Origin of the sequence: Pseudomonas sp. GR 6-02 (assembly GCF_001655615.1) — a bacterium.
Lineage (GTDB): Bacteria > Pseudomonadota > Gammaproteobacteria > Pseudomonadales > Pseudomonadaceae > Aquipseudomonas.
In genome coordinates this window covers 788,460-806,680 of the sequence record NZ_CP011567.1, presented here as the reverse complement: position 1 = coordinate 806,680, position 18,221 = coordinate 788,460, and the positions used below count along the sequence as shown (strand labels likewise).

17 protein-coding genes and 2 pseudogenes are annotated in these 18,221 nt (G+C 59.1%); 7 read left to right on the top strand and 12 right to left on the bottom strand.

Annotated elements, in window-relative coordinates; genetic code table 11:
• Nucleotides 1-263: 263 nt before the first annotated feature.
• On the top strand, nucleotides 264-956 hold the full coding sequence (locus PGR6_RS03450; RefSeq protein ID WP_064616107.1) for a DUF433 domain-containing protein: 693 nt from the start codon (nucleotides 264-266) through the stop codon (nucleotides 954-956).
• Nucleotides 953-1,359: pseudogene (locus PGR6_RS30105) on the top strand (hypothetical protein). Before PGR6_RS03450 ends, PGR6_RS30105 begins: the two are co-directional and overlap by 4 nt.
• Before the next feature lie 221 nt (nucleotides 1,360-1,580).
• Here the strand turns inward: PGR6_RS30105 and PGR6_RS03445 are convergent.
• On the bottom strand, nucleotides 1,581-2,105 hold the full coding sequence (locus tag PGR6_RS03445; RefSeq protein WP_064616106.1) for a GNAT family N-acetyltransferase: 525 nt from the start codon (nucleotides 2,103-2,105) through the stop codon (nucleotides 1,581-1,583).
• Nucleotides 2,106-2,298: 193 nt separating this feature from the next.
• On the opposite strand from PGR6_RS03445, the gene PGR6_RS03440 reads away from it, so the two are divergent.
• Nucleotides 2,299-3,738 carry an ArnT family glycosyltransferase gene (locus tag PGR6_RS03440; RefSeq protein ID WP_064616105.1) on the top strand — a complete coding sequence of 480 codons (1,440 nt, stop codon included), beginning with the start codon at nucleotides 2,299-2,301 and terminating at the stop codon, nucleotides 3,736-3,738.
• On the opposite strand, the gene PGR6_RS03435 is transcribed toward PGR6_RS03440, so the two are convergent.
• Both PGR6_RS03435 and PGR6_RS03430 read right to left on the bottom strand, forming a co-directional pair.
• A complete protein-coding gene (locus tag PGR6_RS03435) occupies nucleotides 3,689-4,552 on the bottom strand; it encodes a phosphatase PAP2 family protein (RefSeq protein WP_064616104.1) in 864 nt (287 codons plus the stop codon). The genes PGR6_RS03440 and PGR6_RS03435 overlap by 50 nt on opposite strands.
• Nucleotides 4,553-4,586: 34 nt before the next feature.
• The gene (locus PGR6_RS03430; protein WP_026286668.1) at nucleotides 4,587-5,258 is read right to left on the bottom strand and encodes a phosphoglycerate kinase; all 672 of its coding nucleotides are present in this window, start codon (nucleotides 5,256-5,258) and stop codon (nucleotides 4,587-4,589) included.
• 260 nt (nucleotides 5,259-5,518) lie between these two features.
• On the opposite strand from PGR6_RS03430, the pseudogene PGR6_RS30660 reads away from it, so the two are divergent.
• Both PGR6_RS30660 and PGR6_RS30655 read left to right on the top strand, forming a co-directional pair.
• A pseudogene (locus tag PGR6_RS30660) lies at nucleotides 5,519-6,532 on the top strand (methyl-accepting chemotaxis protein); the annotation flags it as partial.
• Between the two features lie 42 nt (nucleotides 6,533-6,574).
• Nucleotides 6,575-7,438, top strand: coding sequence for a methyl-accepting chemotaxis protein (locus PGR6_RS30655; RefSeq protein ID WP_404942596.1), 864 nt, complete (start codon nucleotides 6,575-6,577; stop codon nucleotides 7,436-7,438).
• A 112-nt stretch (nucleotides 7,439-7,550) separates the two neighbouring features.
• Here the strand turns inward: PGR6_RS30655 and PGR6_RS03420 are convergent, their stop codons facing one another.
• From PGR6_RS03420 to PGR6_RS03385, 8 genes are all read right to left on the bottom strand, one after another.
• On the bottom strand, nucleotides 7,551-7,919 hold the full coding sequence (locus tag PGR6_RS03420; RefSeq protein WP_018929431.1) for a glyoxalase superfamily protein: 369 nt from the start codon (nucleotides 7,917-7,919) through the stop codon (nucleotides 7,551-7,553).
• Nucleotides 7,920-8,080: 161 nt separating this feature from the next.
• Nucleotides 8,081-9,538, bottom strand: coding sequence for an N-acyl-D-amino-acid deacylase family protein (locus PGR6_RS03415; protein WP_064616103.1), 1,458 nt, complete (start codon nucleotides 9,536-9,538; stop codon nucleotides 8,081-8,083).
• Between the two features lies 1 nt (nucleotide 9,539).
• The gene (locus PGR6_RS03410) at nucleotides 9,540-10,400 is read right to left on the bottom strand and encodes a MurR/RpiR family transcriptional regulator (protein ID WP_019582627.1); all 861 of its coding nucleotides are present in this window, start codon (nucleotides 10,398-10,400) and stop codon (nucleotides 9,540-9,542) included.
• A 15-nt stretch (nucleotides 10,401-10,415) separates the two neighbouring features.
• Nucleotides 10,416-11,765, bottom strand: coding sequence for a GntT/GntP/DsdX family permease (locus PGR6_RS03405; protein WP_064616102.1), 1,350 nt, complete (start codon nucleotides 11,763-11,765; stop codon nucleotides 10,416-10,418).
• Between the two features lie 251 nt (nucleotides 11,766-12,016).
• Nucleotides 12,017-12,691: a hypothetical protein gene (locus PGR6_RS03400; protein ID WP_237229575.1), complete on the bottom strand. Its 675-nt coding sequence runs from the start codon at nucleotides 12,689-12,691 to the stop codon at nucleotides 12,017-12,019.
• 199 nt (nucleotides 12,692-12,890) lie between these two features.
• A complete protein-coding gene (locus PGR6_RS03395; RefSeq protein ID WP_064616101.1) occupies nucleotides 12,891-14,336 on the bottom strand; it encodes a SulP family inorganic anion transporter in 1,446 nt (481 codons plus the stop codon).
• Nucleotides 14,337-14,450: 114 nt separating this feature from the next.
• Nucleotides 14,451-15,362 (bottom strand): LysR family transcriptional regulator, encoded by a 912-nt coding sequence (locus tag PGR6_RS03390; RefSeq protein ID WP_018929425.1) that lies wholly within the window; start codon nucleotides 15,360-15,362, stop codon nucleotides 14,451-14,453.
• 55 nt (nucleotides 15,363-15,417) lie between these two features.
• Nucleotides 15,418-16,008, bottom strand: coding sequence for an NAD(P)H-dependent oxidoreductase (locus tag PGR6_RS03385; RefSeq protein WP_018929424.1), 591 nt, complete (start codon nucleotides 16,006-16,008; stop codon nucleotides 15,418-15,420).
• A gap of 159 nt (nucleotides 16,009-16,167) precedes the next feature.
• Between PGR6_RS03385 and PGR6_RS03380 the strand changes: the two genes are divergently transcribed.
• Complete coding sequence (locus PGR6_RS03380) at nucleotides 16,168-16,482, top strand: putative quinol monooxygenase (protein ID WP_018929423.1); 315 nt, start codon at nucleotides 16,168-16,170, stop codon at nucleotides 16,480-16,482.
• On the opposite strand, the gene PGR6_RS03375 is transcribed toward PGR6_RS03380, so the two are convergent.
• On the bottom strand, nucleotides 16,472-17,236 hold the full coding sequence (locus tag PGR6_RS03375) for a sulfite exporter TauE/SafE family protein (protein ID WP_064616100.1): 765 nt from the start codon (nucleotides 17,234-17,236) through the stop codon (nucleotides 16,472-16,474). The genes PGR6_RS03380 and PGR6_RS03375 overlap by 11 nt on opposite strands.
• A gap of 94 nt (nucleotides 17,237-17,330) precedes the next feature.
• On the opposite strand from PGR6_RS03375, the gene PGR6_RS03370 reads away from it, so the two are divergent.
• Nucleotides 17,331-18,215, top strand: a complete 885-nt coding sequence (locus PGR6_RS03370) for a LysR substrate-binding domain-containing protein (RefSeq protein ID WP_064616099.1) — start codon at nucleotides 17,331-17,333, stop codon at nucleotides 18,213-18,215.
• Nucleotides 18,216-18,221 lie beyond the last annotated feature (6 nt).

Sequence of the window (18,221 nt, the reverse complement as noted above, 5' to 3'; positions counted from 1 at the left end):
AACACTAGGTTTCATAATCTGCAACTTACTGTCGACTCAATAGACGACAGAGTAGCCACAGCCACGTTTTCGCCCAAGCGACTTACAGGACAGGGTTTTCAGAAATTTCCTGCAAGCCGTGACGACTCCGAGCTGATTGTGTAGCTCACGCTTCAAACCTACTCTGCCCAAACAAAACAGCGGTTCGTCCCCGACCAGTTGCTTGAGTTCACCCTTACGACCAGAATCCATCCATCGGATCACCTGCTGACAAGGAGGCCAACATGCAAAACATTAAGCTACCTAGCCGCCTTGTCGGCATTGGCTTGTACACCCCAGCAGAAGCTTCGCTTTACACCGGGATTTCAGCTACCGATATACGCCGCTGGTTATTCGGATACACCGCCCACGGTGTTCAGCATCCGGGGCTTTGGGACTCAGAGCTGTCTGATGTGAACGAGTGCGTTCTAGGTTTTCATGACTTACTGGAAATTCGTTTCGTTCATGCTTTTCGCCAACACGGCGTAAGCCTGCAAGCCATCCGTAGTGCCTCGCAGCAAGCAAAAGGGTTGTTTAACCAAGCGTACCCATTCACCTGCAAACGCTTTCAAACCGACGGACGAAGCATCTTCGCCACGGTGATGGGTGAAACAGGGGATGAGGCACTTCTGGACTTGATCAAGCGACAGTATGCATTCGAACAAGTCATCAAACCTTCGCTCTATGAAGGTATCGACTACACAGGATCAGGCTCAGCGCAGCGCTGGTATCCGGTCAAACGCAGCAAAGCCATCGTTCTCGATCCCTCTCGAAACTTTGGAAAACCTGTCCTGTCAGGTACGGGAATTGACACAGCAGCCATTTTTAGCGCCTACAGAGCTGAAGGCAGAGACGTCAAACGTGTAGCCCGCCTCTATGAAATACCTATTGCTGCAGTTGAGGCAGCGGTCAGTTTTGAGCAAAGGAATGCGGCTTGAAGTTCCTATTGGATAACAATCTTCCCCCTGCGTTGGCCCGAGCCTTGAACGAACTGACTAAAGCTGAGGGCCATTCGGTACTGTCTTTAAGGGATAAATTTCCGCAAAGCACCGCTGATGTGGCATGGATATCAGTGCTGAGAGAAGAAGGTGGATGGGCTGTCATCTCTCAAGACAAATCACAAAAGGTGATATTGAAAAGAGAGCGTTCCGCGAGTGCGGACTGCCGGTCTTCTGTTTGGCCAAGCATTGGGGAAACGAGTCTTATTGGAACAAAGCGCATAACCTGGTGCGATGGTGGCCGTCGATCATGAGTCAGGCACATCTGAATGGAGGTGGCGCTGCGTTCCGCGTACCGTGGAAATGTCCGGCGCACGGAAAATTTGATCAAATAAAAATATAAACCCCGAACCGTGACAGGGCTTCTTTTCATTCATACCTTTGGTGAAGCTACGAGCGACTGAAGCCATCCATCCACATGAATTTTTCTTCACCCCACCGCCCCCCCTCCAACCTGTACATTCCCCCTCGCTCATTCAAGAAACTACGGTTTGCCCGCCCTCCCGCGGGCTTTTTTTTGCCTGCGATCTGGTTAGCGGTCGGTTCCAGTGACTGCTCCCACCATCATTTCAACCGATACAGATACGTAACCTGCGCCTCATGCGGCTGCAAACAAGGCCTCTGATAACACCGTCTGATCAAACCAAACCCGGCCGCTTCGGCCAGCCGCTGGCTCGCCACATTGGCCGATGCGATGGTCAGGTAAAACGTGAAACCGGGCATGCTTTTGATCAACGCTTCAAGCGCCGTGCGCATATAGCCTTTGCCCGAATACTCGGTATTGACCCAGTAGCCGACCACATACCGGTTACGGCGCCGGGGCTTCAAGCCAATGCAGCCGATGATCGCGCGCGCGGTATCGTCGACGATAAACAGCCGCCGCTCACCGGTTTCGCTTTTGAATTCATCGACTGCCCGCGCGAGGAACGATCGGGCCTCGTCCTCGGTGGTGTAGGGTTTGGCCCAGGGCAGAAATTCGCAGTGGACTGTAAAACTGGCATTCAGCGCATGCTGCAACGCTTTACACCATCCGAGGTCGGGGGCGCTCAATCTCAATGTGTGAATACCAACGGTCAGCGCAAGCTCCATTGCATCATCCTTAACTACCAACTCCATGACGTCAGACAATAACAGCGCCTGGAAGGACGCTGCTACTCAGATCGCCCCCCGTTAGTGCTGCCCCAACGTCACCCGTCACCTCTCGCTGGCCGTTCATGTTTCGTTAAGCATTCAACTCGTATGCTTGGGGTTCCCGGTCCCCTGCTCGGTTAGCCAGAAACTCATGTCACGCCCCGTCTCTTCACTGTTTCTACTCGCCGCTCTGCTGTTTTTCTTCGCCCTAAGCAATCACCAATTACAAGGTTCCACGGAGGCCCGGGTCGCCGGAATTGCCATGGAGATGCACCTGGATAACGACTGGGTGACCCCGCATTTGTTCGGCGAGCCATTTCTTGAGAAACCGCCCTTGAGCTTGTGGCTCGACGCCGGGGCGATTCGCGCATTCGGCGGTACGCCGTGGGCGGTGCGGCTCGCGTCGGCGTTTGCCGGGTTGTTCAGCGTGATGTTGCTGTATGCGATGCTGCGGCGGTTCGACCGGCCCAAGGTCATTGCCTGGACGGCGGGGATTTTGCTGGCGACCATGGCCAGTTACTGGAGCAACACCCGCAGCGTCGGCGAAGACGCGTTGCTGGCCTTCGGCGTGAGCATGGCGCTGCTGGCATTTTTTCAGGGGACACGGCACTCGACCGTCGGCAACGCCCTGCTTTTTGCATCAGGGATCGCCATCGCGACCTTGAGCAAAGGCGTGCTGGGGCTGGCGATGCCGGGGGTGGTGATCTTCGCGTATCTGCTGGCCGAAACCTTGATGGACAAGTGCCTGAAGCCCTCGGACTGGCTGCGCCCCGGCCTGTTGACACTGTTGGGATTGGTGCCGCTGATGATCTGGCTCGCGGTGCTGTATCAACGCGATGGTGCGCATGCCGTGGGGGAAGTGTTGCTGACCAATAGTGTCGGGCGCTTCAGCGGCTCCTTCGTCGAGGCCGGCCATTACGAACCGTTCTACTACTACCTGGCCAAACTGCCGGAGGCCTTCGCGCCCTGGAACATTCTGGTGTACCTGGGGCTGTGGCACTTTCGCAAAAGCCTGATGGCCAATCGTTACCTGTTGTTCTTCACGGTGTGGCTGCTGGCGCAGTTCGTCATGCTGACCCTGGCGTCGAGCAAACGCACGGTGTACCTGATGTCCATGACGCCTGCAGCGGCGGTGATTGCCGCGGAATATGCGAGCGTGCTGTTCGAGCGGCTTCAAGCCTACTCCGGTGCGTCGACCTTGCCGGGGCTGATTGTCCGGCATCGTCGCGGTATAGGGGTTGGCGTACTGGCCGTGGTGATTGGCAGCTACCTCGCTGCCGCACAATGGGTATTGCCTCACGCTGATCGCACGCTGTCCTTCCTGCCGCTGACTGAACAGATTCAGGCATTCCAGGCCAGCGGGCAGCAGGTCGCATTGTTTCAAGCCAACGAGCGGGTGGGCGGCGCCAGCGTGTTCTACACCCGACGCGTACTCAAAGGCCTGGATACCGAGGCGCAATTGCATGAGTTTCTGAGCGCCTCACCGGCTAATGTGGCACTCATGTCTGGTGTAAATGAACCCGCCGCACCCTTAAAGGTGATCAAGACAATGATGGTGGGGCGTCAGGCTTACTACTTTGTAACCCTGTAAACGGCTCAGCGACGGGTAGCTCAGCCTTTTGCAGCACCGGCAGCTCCAGTCGCGCCCGCCCATAGAACGCCAATGCCGTCAGTAAACACGTCAGCCACACGAAGATCCCGGCCCAAAAGGTGTGGGACATGTAGTGCCAGCCTTGCAGGACCCGTGTCGTGCCGTAGACGAAACCGAGCAGCAGCGAGCCGTACATCATCGCTTTAGCGTACCGCCAGCGGTAGCGGCGAGCCACGAAGTACAACGCGAGCATGGTGAAGCCGCCCGACGCATGCCCACCCGGCCAGCAGCGACCGTCACCGGCTTCTTTCAGCAGGTCAAAATTCTGGTACCACTCCTTGTGCTCGATTTTCCCGGCGTACTGAGTGGTTTCAACCGGGCAATACACACTGGTGTGGCTCTTGAGGTAGTGGATAACGCCGGTGCTGATGGAAAACGCGAACACCACATACAGGAAGTCCCGGCGGTGTTTACTGGCGAACCGAAGCACAGGCGCGACTTTGATTTTTTCCAGGAAGGCGATGATCTTCGAATGTTTTTCAGCCTTCAGTCGCGGCCAGAGAAATGACAGCAAGGCGCCGATGATCGCAATCTCACCCGTCCAGTTCGGGATGATCCGCGCCCATTTATGGGTGATCTGCTCGAACAGACGGACATGCTCCAACGGAAACACCTGGGTAACCGGGTCATAAAAAAGATCGCTGAAAGCGATGTCGATTTTGGTCATGTCAAACATCAGGAACACCGCGACCGCGCAGGCCAGCGGAATACCAAAGTTCACCCAGTAAAAGCGGTAACGGGAAGAAGTCAGCATCGTACGTCCAGATCCAGAGTGATGAAGAAGAAGCTCATTCGGTGGTCACCGAGTGCCAGTCAGAGGCCTCGATGGAACCAAGCATACGAGGTTCCTGAGGTTTTTCAGCGGAGATAAACAGAGAAGCGCCGTAGCCTAGAGTAGCAGTCGGCAGCTTGAGCTCTTTTTCGAGTTCCGCCATGCACTCACTGTGGGTCACCAGAATCAGGTTGCGCCCCGCCACTTTGTGCGCCAGAGCATCACGTAACATACTGCCCCGGCAGTTGATCAACCAGTCTTCGCCGACGCCAACCTTGTTGAACATATAACTGGAGGTCTGTGCCGCACGGATGATCGGACTGTTATAGATATCGGTCTTGTTCAGGCCCAGACGTTCAAACTGCGCACCGACCCCCACTGCCACACTGCGCGAGCGATCTGTAATGCCATCATTGCCAATCAGACAGGGGGCGGTGGAGTGATCGCAACGCTCAACGTGACGCACCAGCACGATCATGTCGCCCTTGGCCCACCCCGCAGCCAGCGCACGGGCACCCGCCACATTGCCATGGGACAGATCGGGCACAGCCGCAGGTCGCAACAGCCACACGGTCAGCGGAATCACCAGCAGCAGTGAGGCCACGATGACCATTGCGTTTCGATAACGGGCCAAACGGCTCAGATCGATCGAGCGTTTTATCCCGAACAGACTCAGTCTCAATTCCACGTTCAGCCGCCTCGCCGGCATGCATCACAATCATACAAAACCGCAAGGGTAGCGAGTCTCGCGTTGGCTGCTGGTGAAACCCATGTGAAAAAAAGCTTAAGAACTGCGTAAAAATCTTGTTACAGAATCCATCCGACAAAATCCTTTCAGCTCCCGGGATTGCGGCCGATACATACCTGCTACACACCTTGCTGGCTCCCAAAAACAAAAATCTTCCAGCCAACCGACGATCGAAAGCGCAACGTTCCTGGAGGAATTTGATGAATAGCTGGTTCGGCAACATCAGCGTGAACCTGAAACTGGGCCTGGGATTCGGCCTGGTCCTGGCACTGACCTGCATTCTCGCCCTGACCGGCTGGACCAGCCTGGGCGGGTTGATTGACCGCAGCAACTGGATGAGCGACATCACTCAGCTCAATGCCGGCCTGACCAAGCTGCGCGTGGTTCGCCTGCAATACATGCTGACCAACGGCGACGAAACCGCCGCACAGAATGTGCAAACCACCCTGGACAGTTTTGTTGCTCAGCAAACCGCCCTGCTGGGCAGCTTCAAAAACCCTGAAAACGTCAAAATGCTCAAAGAGCAGGCCGCGACCATCGCCGCTTATCAGACGTCGCTGAACAAAATGCGCAGCGCCTACCGCACCGGCAACAGCGCCCGCGACGCCATGGGCGCCAACGCCGAAACCGCCAGCAAGCTGATCGACGCAATCAACATCCGCGTACAGCAAATGCCCTTGAGCGATCAGCGCTTCGAACAGTTCCTGGCCATCACTGCCGCCAAGGAAGCGTTCATTCTTGCCCGCTATGAAGTGCGCGGCTACACCGCCAACACCAATGCCGAGACCGAGCAGAAAGCCGTTTCCCAACTGGATGCGGCCATCGCCAGCCTGAAGTCGCTGAACGCGCATTTCGCCGACACCCAACAAGACGCGCTGCGTCAGTTGGAAACCGCCCTGAGCAACTACCGCAGTGCCTTGCAAGCCTATAAAGCCGCCAACAGCGATGCGGTGCAGGCGCGTAAGGAAATGACCGATCAGGGCGCCGCCATCGTGACCCTGAGCGATCAGCTGTATCAATTCCAGCTCGACCGCCGTGATGCCGAAAGCGCCCAGGCCCGCACACTTCAATTGATCAGCACCTTGCTGGCGTTGCTGGTGGGCATCATCGCCGCCGTGGTCATCACCCGTCAGATCACCGGTCCGTTGCGCGATACCCTTAAAGTGGTCGAGCGCATCGCCGGTGGTGACTTGTCTCAGGACATCAAGGTCACCCGCCGCGACGAACTCGGCGTGTTGCAGCAAGGCATTGCGCGCATGGGCGTGACCCTGCGGGACTTGATCAGCGGCATCCGCGATGGCGTCACCCAGATCGCCAGCGCCGCCGAAGAGCTGTCGGCCGTGACCGAACAGACCAGCGCCGGTGTGAACAGCCAGAAAGTGGAAACCGATCAGGTCGCCACCGCCATGCACGAAATGACGGCCACCGTGCAGGAAGTCGCGCGCAACGCCGAAGAAGCCTCTCAGGCCGCAGCCGCCGCTGACGGTGAAGCTCGCGAAGGTGACAAAGTGGTCAACGAAGCCATCGCCCAGATCGAGCGGCTGGCCAGCGAAGTGGTGCGTTCCACTGAAGCGATGAGCGTACTGCAGCAGGAAAGCGACAAGATCGGCAGCGTCATGGATGTGATCAAGGCCGTGGCAGAGCAGACCAACCTGCTGGCCCTCAACGCTGCCATCGAAGCGGCCCGTGCCGGTGAGGCTGGTCGTGGTTTTGCGGTGGTGGCTGACGAAGTTCGTGGCCTGGCCCAGCGCACGCAAAAATCCACCGAGGAAATCGAAGGCCTGGTGGCCGGCTTGCAGAACGGCACTCAACAAGTGGCGGCGGTGATGAACAACAGCCGTACCCTGACCGACAGCAGCGTGGCGCTGACTCGCAAGGCCGGCGTATCACTGGAAAACATCACCCGCACGGTGTCCAACATTCAGTCAATGAACCAGCAGATCGCTGCCGCCGCCGAGCAACAAAGCGCCGTGGCCGAAGAGATCAGCCGCAGCATCATCAACGTACGCGACGTGTCCGAACAGACCGCCACCGCCAGCGACGAAACCGCTGCGTCCAGTGTTGAACTGGCGCGGTTGGGCAATCAGTTGCAGATGATGGTGAGTCACTTCCGGGTTTGATATTCACTTTGCGGTGAATGATAAATCGCCTTCTCGGGCAAGCCTCGCTTCTACAGGTTCAGTGAGTAACCTGTACAAGGAGCGAGGCTTGCCCGCGAAGGCTATCTAACGCTTAGACACTAATCGCATTGGTAAACACCAACCGATTGCCAAACGGATCGGCCACGGTCATGTCCTGACTGCCCCACGGCATCGCCTGGATTTGTGGGTGCGCAAACTTATATTCCTTGGCCAGCAATTGCTGCTGGAACGCCTCCAGCTCATCGGTCTCGATGCGCAGGGCCGAGCCCGGTGTCGCGTCGCCATGATGTTCGGAGAGGTGCAGCACGCACTCGCCACGGGAGATTTGCAGGTACAGCGGGAGGTTCGCCTCGAAGCGGTGCTGCCAATCAATCTTGAACCCCAGAAACTCGACGTAGAACTCCAAAGCCTTGGTTTCATCGAAAATCCGCAGGATCGGGGTGGTTTTGCCGAAACTCATGGGGTAACTCCCTGACTGAATGAGCCCAGTATGGCTGGGCTGGATGTCAGCGCTTCGGCTTGGTGACGGCTTTCTTTAACTGCAATGTGCCACCATGAGACCTGGATCAAAAGATCGTCCGAATGCGACCCGAACCTTCGGCAGCTTCTACGAAGGCGCGATCAATGAAACCCTCTACGCAAATCCCCCTCCCGCGCCAGAAATCGCCCTTCCCTTCTGCCGTTCGCCTGCCCGTCGCGGTAACTCAAGACTCCGTTGATCCACACTCCATCAATCCCTTGCGCCGCCCGTTGCGGATCGTTGAAGTCGGCCACATCGCGAATCGTCGCCGGATCGAACAACACCAGATCCGCCCAATACCCTTCACGAATCTCGCCACGTTCCTTCAAGCCAAAGCGTGCCGCCGACAACCCGGTCATCTTGTACACGGCGGTATGCAGCGGAAACAGGCCGACGTCGCGACTGAAATGTCCGAGCACTCGTGGGAATGCGCCCCACAAGCGTGGATGCGGAAACGGGTCTTCCGGCAAACCGTCGGAGCCGATCATCGACAGCGGATGCGCGAGGATGCTTCGTACATCAGCCTCGTCCATGCCGTAATACACCGCCCCCGCCGGTTGCAGTCGGCGGGCGGCTTCGAGCAGCGCAGTGCCCCACTCGGCAGCAATTTCCATCAGATCCCGCCCCCCCATTTCCGGGTGCGGCGTGGACCAGGTGATGGTGATGCGATGGGCGTCGGTGACTTGCTTGAGGTCCAGCGTCGAAGAACTCGCCGCGTAGGGATAACAATCGCAAGCCACCGGGTGGGTTTTCGCGGCGTGTTCGAGGGACGCCAGCAATTGCGGACTACGTCCCCAGTTACCGGCGCCGGCACATTTGAGGTGGGAAATGATCACCGGCGACTGTGCGTGGCGTCCGATGCGGAACGCCTCGTCCATGGCCTCCAGCACCGGCTCGAACTCACTGCGTAAATGGGTGGTGTAGACCGCGCCGAATGCCGTCAACTCTTCGGTCAACTGCATCACCTCATCAGTGGATGCCGAGAAGGCGCTGGCGTAGGCCAAGCCTGTGGATAAACCCAAGGCACCGGCCTCAAGGCTATCGCGCAGTTGCTCGCGCATCGCGCTGATTTCAGCGTCGGTCGCGGTGCGATACAGATCGTCCAGGTGATTGCTGCGCAACGCGGTGTGCCCCACCAGCGCAGCTACGTTCAGCGTGGTATTGGCCGCTTCGACGGCGGCGCGATAGTCGCTGAAGCGCGGATACACGAACGCCGCGGCGGTACCGAGCAGGTTCATCGGGTCCGGCGGATCACCGCGCAAACTCACCGGCGACGCGCTGATCCCGCAGTTGCCGACAATCACCGTGGTCACACCCTGGCTGAGTTTGGGCAGCATCTGCGGCTGGCGAATCACCACCGTATCGTCGTGGGTATGCACATCGATGAAACCCGGCGCCAACACTCGGCCAGCGGCCTCGATTTCTTCGATGGCGCGAGCGTCGTGCAAGTCGCCGATTCGCTCGATGCGGCCATTCAGAATCGCCACGTCAGCGGGGTAACCGGGGGTGTTGCTGCCGTCGATAATCAGCGCATTGCGGATCAGCGTGTCGTACATCATGTCAGTCTCCCAGCGGCAAGTGATCGTCGCCGCCGCGGTAGTCGTCCAGGGCCAGTTTGATCCGCCGCAGACGTTCTTGATTGTCTTCAGGACTGGCCAGCGCCAGCTCGGTGGCGAGCACATCGATGGCCAACAACATGCCGTAGCGCGCCGCCGTGGGTTTGTAGATGAAGGAAGTCTCGGCGCTTTGCAGCGGCAACAGCACATCGGCCAATTGCGCCAGCGGCGAGTCGGCGCGGGTGATGGCGAGAATTCGTGCGCCGTAGCTGCGCGCCAGCTCCACCGCTTCGAGCAGTTCGGGCGTGATGCCGGTCAGCGAGCAGGCGATGACCGCGTGTTCGGCGCCAAGGCTGGCGGCGGTGACGCGCATCATCACCGGGTCGTGACACACCGCAATCGGGTAGCCGAGGCGCACCAGCCGCACTTGCAGTTCATCGCTGCACAGGGTCGAGCAGCCGCCCATGCCGAAGGCGTGAATCATCCGTGCCTTGCCCAACAGTTTCACCGCATCGGCGAAGCGCGACTCATCGAACGCTGCCAGGTGCTGGCGCAAAGTCGACTCGATATCGCCGACAATCTGCCCGTAGAACGCCGACTGTTCGGGCGTGCCCGCCGGGTCCAGAAAGCGGCTACCGACGCCACTGGCCTGGGCCAGTTGCAGGCGCAAATCCCGCAGGTCGCGGCAACCGACTGTACGGGCGAATCGCGACAGCGTGGCAGTGCTGACTTCCGCCCGCTGCGCCAGCTCATCGAGGCTGGCGGATGCGGCAAATCCTACATCGTCGAGCATCAGCCGAGCGATACGTCCTTCGCCGGCGCTGAAGGACTCCTGACGAGCGCGGATCTGATAGAGGATGTCCATGGCGGATGGCTCCGACTAAAGCAGGTGAGAAAGGCCAACGGTCAGGCCGAAGGCGACCACCGAGATCAGCGTCTCGAGCACTGTCCAGGTCTTGAAGGTCTGGGTGACGGTCATGTTGAAGTATTCCTTGATCAACCAGAAGCCGCCGTCGTTGACGTGGGAAAAGATAACCGACCCCGCCCCCGTCGCCAGCACCAACAGCTCCGGGTGGGGATAACCCAGACCAACGGCCACCGGCGCGACAATCCCTGACGCGGTGGTCATGGCCACGGTGGCAGAACCAGTGGCGATGCGCATCAACGCGGCGAACAGCCAACCCATCAACAGCGGCGACAACTGGAATTCATCGGCCAGGCTGACGATCTGATTGGTGACGCCAGCGTCCACCAGAATTCGGTTCAAGCCACCACCGGCACCGACCAGCAAGGTGATGCTGGCGGTCGGCGCCAGGCATTCATTGGTGAACTTGAGGATCGACTCGCGATTGAAGCCCTGGGCCAGGCCGAGGGTCCAGAAACTCAGCAAGGTCGCCAGCAGCAAGGCGATCACCGAGTTGCCGATGAACAGCAGGAACTGATTGAATCCGCTACCCGGCGTGGAGATCAGGTTGGCCCAGCCGCCGATCAACATCAGCACCACCGGCAACAGAATCGTGGCCATGGTGACACCAAAACCCGGCAGGCTATCGCGCGGCTCACGCTCCAGGAACTGGCGTTCCAGGGGGTTATCGGCCGGCAGTTGAATGCGCGGCACGATGAATTTGGCGTACAGGGGACCGGCGATAATCGCGGTCGGAATACCGATCAGAATCGCGTAGAGCAAGGTCTGCCCCACTGATGCCTGATAGACCTGCACCGCCAGCATCGCCGCCGGGTGCGGCGGTACCAGCGCGTGGACCACCGAAAGCCCCGCAACCATCGGCAAACCGACCATCAGAATGGACACGCCCACCCGCCGCGCCACGGTAAACGCGATCGGCACCAGCAAGACAAAACCGACCTCGAAGAACAGCGGCAGCCCTACAAGAAAGGCGATACACACCATCGCCCAGTGGGCATTTTTCTCGCCGAAACGGTCGATCAAGGTGCGCGCCACCTGCTCCGCACCGCCGGACTCGGCCATCATCTTGCCGAGCATCGTGCCCAGCGCCACCACCAGCGCAATGTGCCCCAACGTCTTGCCAACCCCGGCCTCATACGCCCCCACCACACCCGACGGCGGCATCCCTGCCAACAGCGCCAGGCCGATGGACACCAGGGTGATCACAATGAAGGGATTGATCCGGTAACGGGCGATCAGAACGATCAGCGCAATGATGGCGATGGCGGCATAAACCAACAGCCAATAGCCGAAGGAAAGCGTCATGCGGTACTCCTCGAAAGGGTCACGTCGAATGGGTTGTGAAACTCATAAATCATTTCGACGGGCTACTTTCAAACGAAGTGAAAGTAATTTTCGTGGAGGGGTAAGGGATGTCGTGCAGAGGTATGGGAGATCGCGGGTTATGAAAATCGGATAGCGGAATTTTCATCCCTCTGCGTGAGAACAATCAGCGTAGAGGGATGATAGTTCCACTATCGAGGCAGGCTTGACTCTGCTGTATCGAGATCAAGTCATCAGAGATTGCGCGATAGCGCCCTGCGTACGCTATCACTGTTCAGCGCAGGGCTTTCAGTCTCGGCAGGGGATTGCGTCGGTGCAGGACTTTCGGCCTGGAAAGAGATTTCAGCCTGGTCCGAGCTTTCGACTTGAACAGGGCTTGGCGCCTGTTCGCGACTGGCGACTCGATTGTCCAGGGTCTCGATGTAGGCGTTCAAATCTCTAATCAGCAGTTTCTTGCGCTGGGCGCCCCGATACCACGCGTAGAAAAAATAGCCCGCCGCCGCCAGGAAGCCTAGCCCGGCCGTAGCAAGACCGGCGATGCACAATCCAAGCACGATCAGCACTGTCTTCCAGTTAAAGGGCGACAGCTCCAGTTCGGTATTCAGTGCACTCGCGTCACGCAGCACCCAGCGCTTGGACGCTGTGTGGTTCTGCAAAATGGTGTGCAGAGGCGAACCATCCTTTTTCAAGGCACTGATCAAAGAGATTTCCTGACCTGTGCGCAAAGGAATGTCCATGCCGCGCAGCTTTACATCGTGCTCGATACCGTCCGGGGTTTTGACCCAGATCTCATGATTGATAATTGAAACAGAACTGATGCGCACAGGCGTCACATCACCGTCGTTACCGTTCACCTGAACGCCGCCCGTGGATGTCACACGGGTCTCGCTGATTTTTTCGCTGCTCACCACTTCACCGCTCAAGACAGTGAAAGAAACGGTTTTATCGCCATGGGTAAAGTTGTGCATTTCGATTCCTTGATAGACCCACGTCGATCGACGCGCAGGAGAAAGATCCGTATGCAGCGGATGCTACTAAGTAGCCATCACACTGTCCATAATTCGCCACCACTCGTGACACAGAGCACAGGAACGACCCCCATCGATGTCAGTCGTGATGCTCGCTGGCGCGTTTGAGCAGTTTCTTGCAGCGATCGGACAAGTGCAGCACGCGTAGCTGCTTGCCAGCCTTGGTGTAGCGCTCGCGCAATGTCTTCAACGCGGCGATGGCCGAGTAATCAACGAAGCTCAAGTGGCGACAGTCGACAGTGACCACAGACGGATCATTGGCGGGATCGAACTGGTTGAGAAAAGGCGTCGTCGAGGCGAAGAACAACGTGCCGTGCAGGAGGTAGAGCTTGCTGCCGTCGGCTTCAACGTGACTGTCGGCATACAGCTCGCGAGCGTGTTGCCAGGCAAAGTTGAGCGCCGCAATGATGATCCCGCACAACACAGCGATGGCCAGATCGGTGAACACGGTAATCACCGTGACCGCGATGATCACCAAGACATCGTTCAGCGGCACCTTGTTCAGTACCCGCAATGAAGCCCAGGCGAACGTCTGCTGCGACACCACAAACATCACCCCAACCAATGCGGCCAGCGGAATGCGCTCGATCAGCGGCGAAAGGAACAGCACAAACAGCAGGATCATCCCCCCGGCCACCGCACCGGACAGCCGACCGCGACCGCCGGAGCTGAGGTTGATCACGGTTTGCCCGATCATCGCGCAGCCACCCATGCCGCCGAACACACCAGAAACCATGTTGGCAGCGCCCAAGGCCACGCACTCGCGATCCGGATAACCGCGGCTCTCGGTGATCTCGTCGGTGAGGTTCAGGGTCAGCAGGGTTTCCAGCAAGCCGACCACCGCCATCAATATCGCGTAAGGGACGATGATGCGCAGGGTTTCCGGGCTCCAGGGGATGTCTGGCAGCGCAAAACCCGGCAAGCCACCGGCAATGTGCGCCATGTCGCCCAGGGTGCGGGTCGGCAGGCCGAGCAGGTAAACCGCCAGCCCAACGCCCAGAATCGCCACCAGCGCCGGCGGCACGGCACGCGTCAGGCGCGGTATCAGGTAAACGATGGCCATCGTCAGCGCCACCAGCCCGATCATCATGTACAGCGGCGCCCCACTCAACCAGGCCTCACCGCTCTTGAAGTGCTCCAACTGGGCCAGCGCAATGACAATCGCCAGGCCGTTGACGAAGCCGAGCATCACCGGATGCGGCACCATGCGCACCAGCTTGCCCAGCCTCAACAGACCAAACGCCAACATGATCAGCCCGCCCAGCAACACCGTCGCCAGCAAGTACTGGACACCGTGCTGCACCACCAGCGCGACGATCACCACCGCCATCGAGCCAGCGGCACCAGACACCATCCCCGGCCGTCCGCCGAAGAGCGCAGTCAGGGTGCAGATGATGAAAGCGCCGTAAAGCCCCATCAATGGATTGAGGTGGGCCACCAGCGCGAAAGCGATACATTCGGGGAGCAGGGCGAAAGAGGTGGTGAGTCCGGCCAGGACATCGGCGCGCAGACGTTTGGGTTTCATGGCTTACCTAAAAATACAGGCGGGAAAAGAGGGACGCGGATGTTACGGAATTGACGGCGGGCGGGCCAGTGAATGGGTGGCCTGCTCGCAATGAACGATCACGCGACCTGCGAATCAGCCCCTGAAATCGGCAATCGCATAAGCCGCCAATTTGCCCTGGATGAAGTCCAGAAAGCACTGGATCCGTAGGGCCAGTTGCGAGTTGCGGTAGTACACCGCGTTGATGGGTTGGCGATATCCGCTGTTGAACTCCGCCAGCAACACCTGCAAGCGACCGGCGCGGATGTCGTCGATGGTCATGAAGTGCGACAGGCAGGCAATGCCTTGACCGGCCAGCGCCAGGTGCCTGATCGTCTCGCCACTCGACGCACTGATCGACGCTTGAATCGGCCAGCGGTCACCATGGACATAGCGCAGTGGCCATTGGTTGAGACCTTCGTTATGGGTAAAGCCCAGCAGCGTGTGCTCGCTCAAATCCTCGACAGCGCTCGGTACGCCGTGTTGTTCCAGGTACGCTGTGCTTGCGACGATGTGCAGCGGGCTGCAACCCAGGGAGCGCGCGTGCAGGGTCGAGTCGGCCAGCGTGCCGATGCGGATGGCGATGTCGGTGCTTTGTTCGAGCAGGTCGATGATCAAATCGTTGCTGTTGAGTTCGAGCTGGATGTCCGGGTAGAGACGGCGGAACTCATCGATGTACGGCACGATGGCGTGCAGCATGAACGGCGACGCGGCGTTGATCCGCAGTCGCCCGGACGGGGTTTGCTGGCGTGAGGACAGGCGCTCTTCGAGCTCGTCCATCTGATCGAGAATCAGCTTGGCGTGCTCGAAGAAATATTTGCCCTCTTCGGTCAGGTCCATGCGCCGCGTGGTGCGATTGATCAGCGTGGTATCGAGCTTGGCCTCCAGCCGCGACAGCGTGCGGCTGACCGCCGACGGCGTTTGCCCGACTTGCTCAGCCGCAGCCGAAATCGACCCGCACTCAATCACGCAGACGAAAATCTGCAACTCATCGGATCTGGCTTTCACGTGTGTCCCTTATCGATAATCCTGCACTGCTTCAGATATCGATAGTAGCCGAGCGTCATGCCTTAAGGCCAAACACCTCGGTCAAGTGCTGCTCATAACGCGCCACATCCGCTTCGATATTCGGGCGCTTCATCACATCGACGCACAAAAAGGTCGGCAGACCGGTCATGCCGAGGAAGGTATTGGCCTTGTGGAACGGCAGGTACACCGCGTCCACGCCCTTGGCTTCGAAGAAGTCGGTCGAGTCGTCGAAGGCTTGCTGCGGGGCGTTCCAGGTCACCGAAAGCATGTACTTTTTACCGTGCAACAAGCCGCCGCTGCCGTACTTCTGCGACGCGTCGGAGCGGGTGCGGCCGTCGCTGGCGTAGAGGCTGCCGTGGCCTGCAGTGAAGACTTCATCGACGTACTTCTTGACCGTCCAGGGCGCGCCCATCCACCAGCCGGGCATCTGATAAATGATCACATCGGCCCAGAGGAACTTGGCGACTTCCTCGGCGACGTCGTAGCCCTCGTCGATGAACGTGGTTTTCACATCCACACCACCGCGATCCAGCACGCTCAACGCTGCTTCATGCAGCGTCGTGTTGTAGCGACCATCGGAGTGGGCAAATTTTTTGCCGCCATTGAGCAACAGGACTTTTTTCATGAGAAATCTCGCAAGGTTGGAATCGATGGCGGCAGCCTAACGATCAGCCTCGCGCGGAATAAGCGCTCCATCCGCAAAATTCATTTGACCTATACGCACGAATCAACAAGCGATTGTTGCCATAAACTTGCGCCGATTCTGACTGTTTAGGAGATTCTGATGAGCGAACTGCAAGGCTTCATCCTTCACGCCAAGACCCGCCCGGAAAAAGCCGAGGCCTTCGAAGCGTTCTTCCGTGCCTATGTCGAACCGAGTCGCGCCGAACCCGGTTGCATCGAGTACCACATGCTGCGCGACAAGCAGGACCCGACGCTGTTTATCTTCTACGAGATCTGGCAATCCCAGGCCCATCTGGACGTGCACTCGAACCTGCCCCATATGAAGCAGTTCCTCGACATGCGCATGGAATATCTGGAGCAGGATTTCGATATCCGCCCGATCGAGATGCTCAGCACATCGTCCGCTAGCCGCTGATCAGCAAGTGGCCGCCGAGCACGCCGAGGCCGATGAAGAACACGCGCTTGAACAACACGGCGCTGATCCGCTGGCGCAGCCATTGCCCCAGCAACATGCCGAGCACCGCCGGGATCAGCGCCAGCAGCGACGCGCTCAACTCGCCACCGCCGAGGGCGCCGCGCCATAACAGGCCGGCGGCCAACGCGAGAGTCGAGACAGTGAACGACAGGCCCAGCGCCTGCACCAGTTCATCCTTGTTCAAGCCCAGTGCTTGCAGATAAGGCACCGCCGGAATCACGAAGACACCGGTGGCCGAGGTGAGGACGCCCGTCAGCACACCGCAGAGCGGACCGAGCCAACGCTCGGTGCGACCGCCGACGCGCAAGGTCGGCAGGCACAACCCGCTCAAGGCGTAGATCAACAGCGCCGCCCCCAGCCCCCGTACCACCCAATGTCCACCGGCCATGCCGATCCACACTGTGCCAGCGCCAGTGCCGATGAAAATCGCCAGCAGCATCGGCCATAACCGGTTGAGCAACCCGCGCAAATGACCGCCGAAGGCCAGTTGCCAGACGTTGGTCAGCGTCGCGGGAATGATCAACAACGCCGCAGCCTGCGACGGTGCCATAGCCAGGCCGAGCAGGCCCATGGCAATGGTTGGCAGACCAAGGCCGATCACACCTTTGATCATCCCGGCCAGCAGGAAGGTGGCGACAATCAATAAGGACAGGGCCAAGCCCAGATGTTGATAGAACGCGGCAAGTGTATTCATGGGGCTATCGTGGGCCCTGAAGGGTACCTTGAAAATCTGCCATATACTGAGGCTGCCTCTTGCTCTACAAGAGGCAAATGATCCGGGACACTGTATGCACTTCGACCTCACCGACCTGCGCCTCTACCTGAATATCCTCGACACCGGCAACATCACCGCCGGTGCCGCCCGCAGCCATTTGTCGCTGGCGGCGGCGAGTGCACGAATCCGCGCGATGGAAGCTTCACTGGGCATCGAGTTTCTCGAGCGAGGTCGCCGCGGTGTCAGCCCCACTCCGGCCGGCAAGGCACTGGCGCAGCACGCTCGAGTCCTGTTGCAACAGGCCGAGCGCATGCAGCAGGAGCTGGTCGAATACGCCAAAGGCGTCAAAGGCCAGGTGCGGTTGCTGTGCAATACCACTGCGATCACCGAGTACCTGCCGGAGTTGCTGGCGGACTTTCTGCGCGACCATCCGAACCTCGACATCGACCTGCAGGAGCTGCCCAGCACACGCATCACCCACGCCTTGCGCCAGGGCGCAGCAGACCTGGGGATCGTGTCCGACGCCGTGGATACCGACGGCCTGCAAACCCGCTATTTCCGCGACGATCCGCTGGTGCTGATCCTGCCGAGTGATCACCCCTTGGCCGACACCGGACCGCTAAATTTCAGCGCCACTTTGCACCACGACTACGTCGGCCTGAACGCCAACAGCGCCTTGGCCATTTACCTGGAAGAACAGGCCCTGCACAGCGGCTTGCGGATGCAGGTCCGCATCCGCGCCGATGGTTTCGAGGGCGTGATGCGCATGGTCGCCCGGGGAGCCGGGCTGGCAATCGTGCCCTTGGCGGCGGTCGAACGCTGGTCGGCTGAAACGCCGTTCAAAAGCGTCGCACTGGAAGAGCCGTGGGCTCGCCGCAAACTGTTGCTGTGCGCCCGGGACTTCACCGTACTGCCCCGTTATGCCCAGGCCTTGCTGAGCGCCTTGACTCTGCCCTGAGGGGCA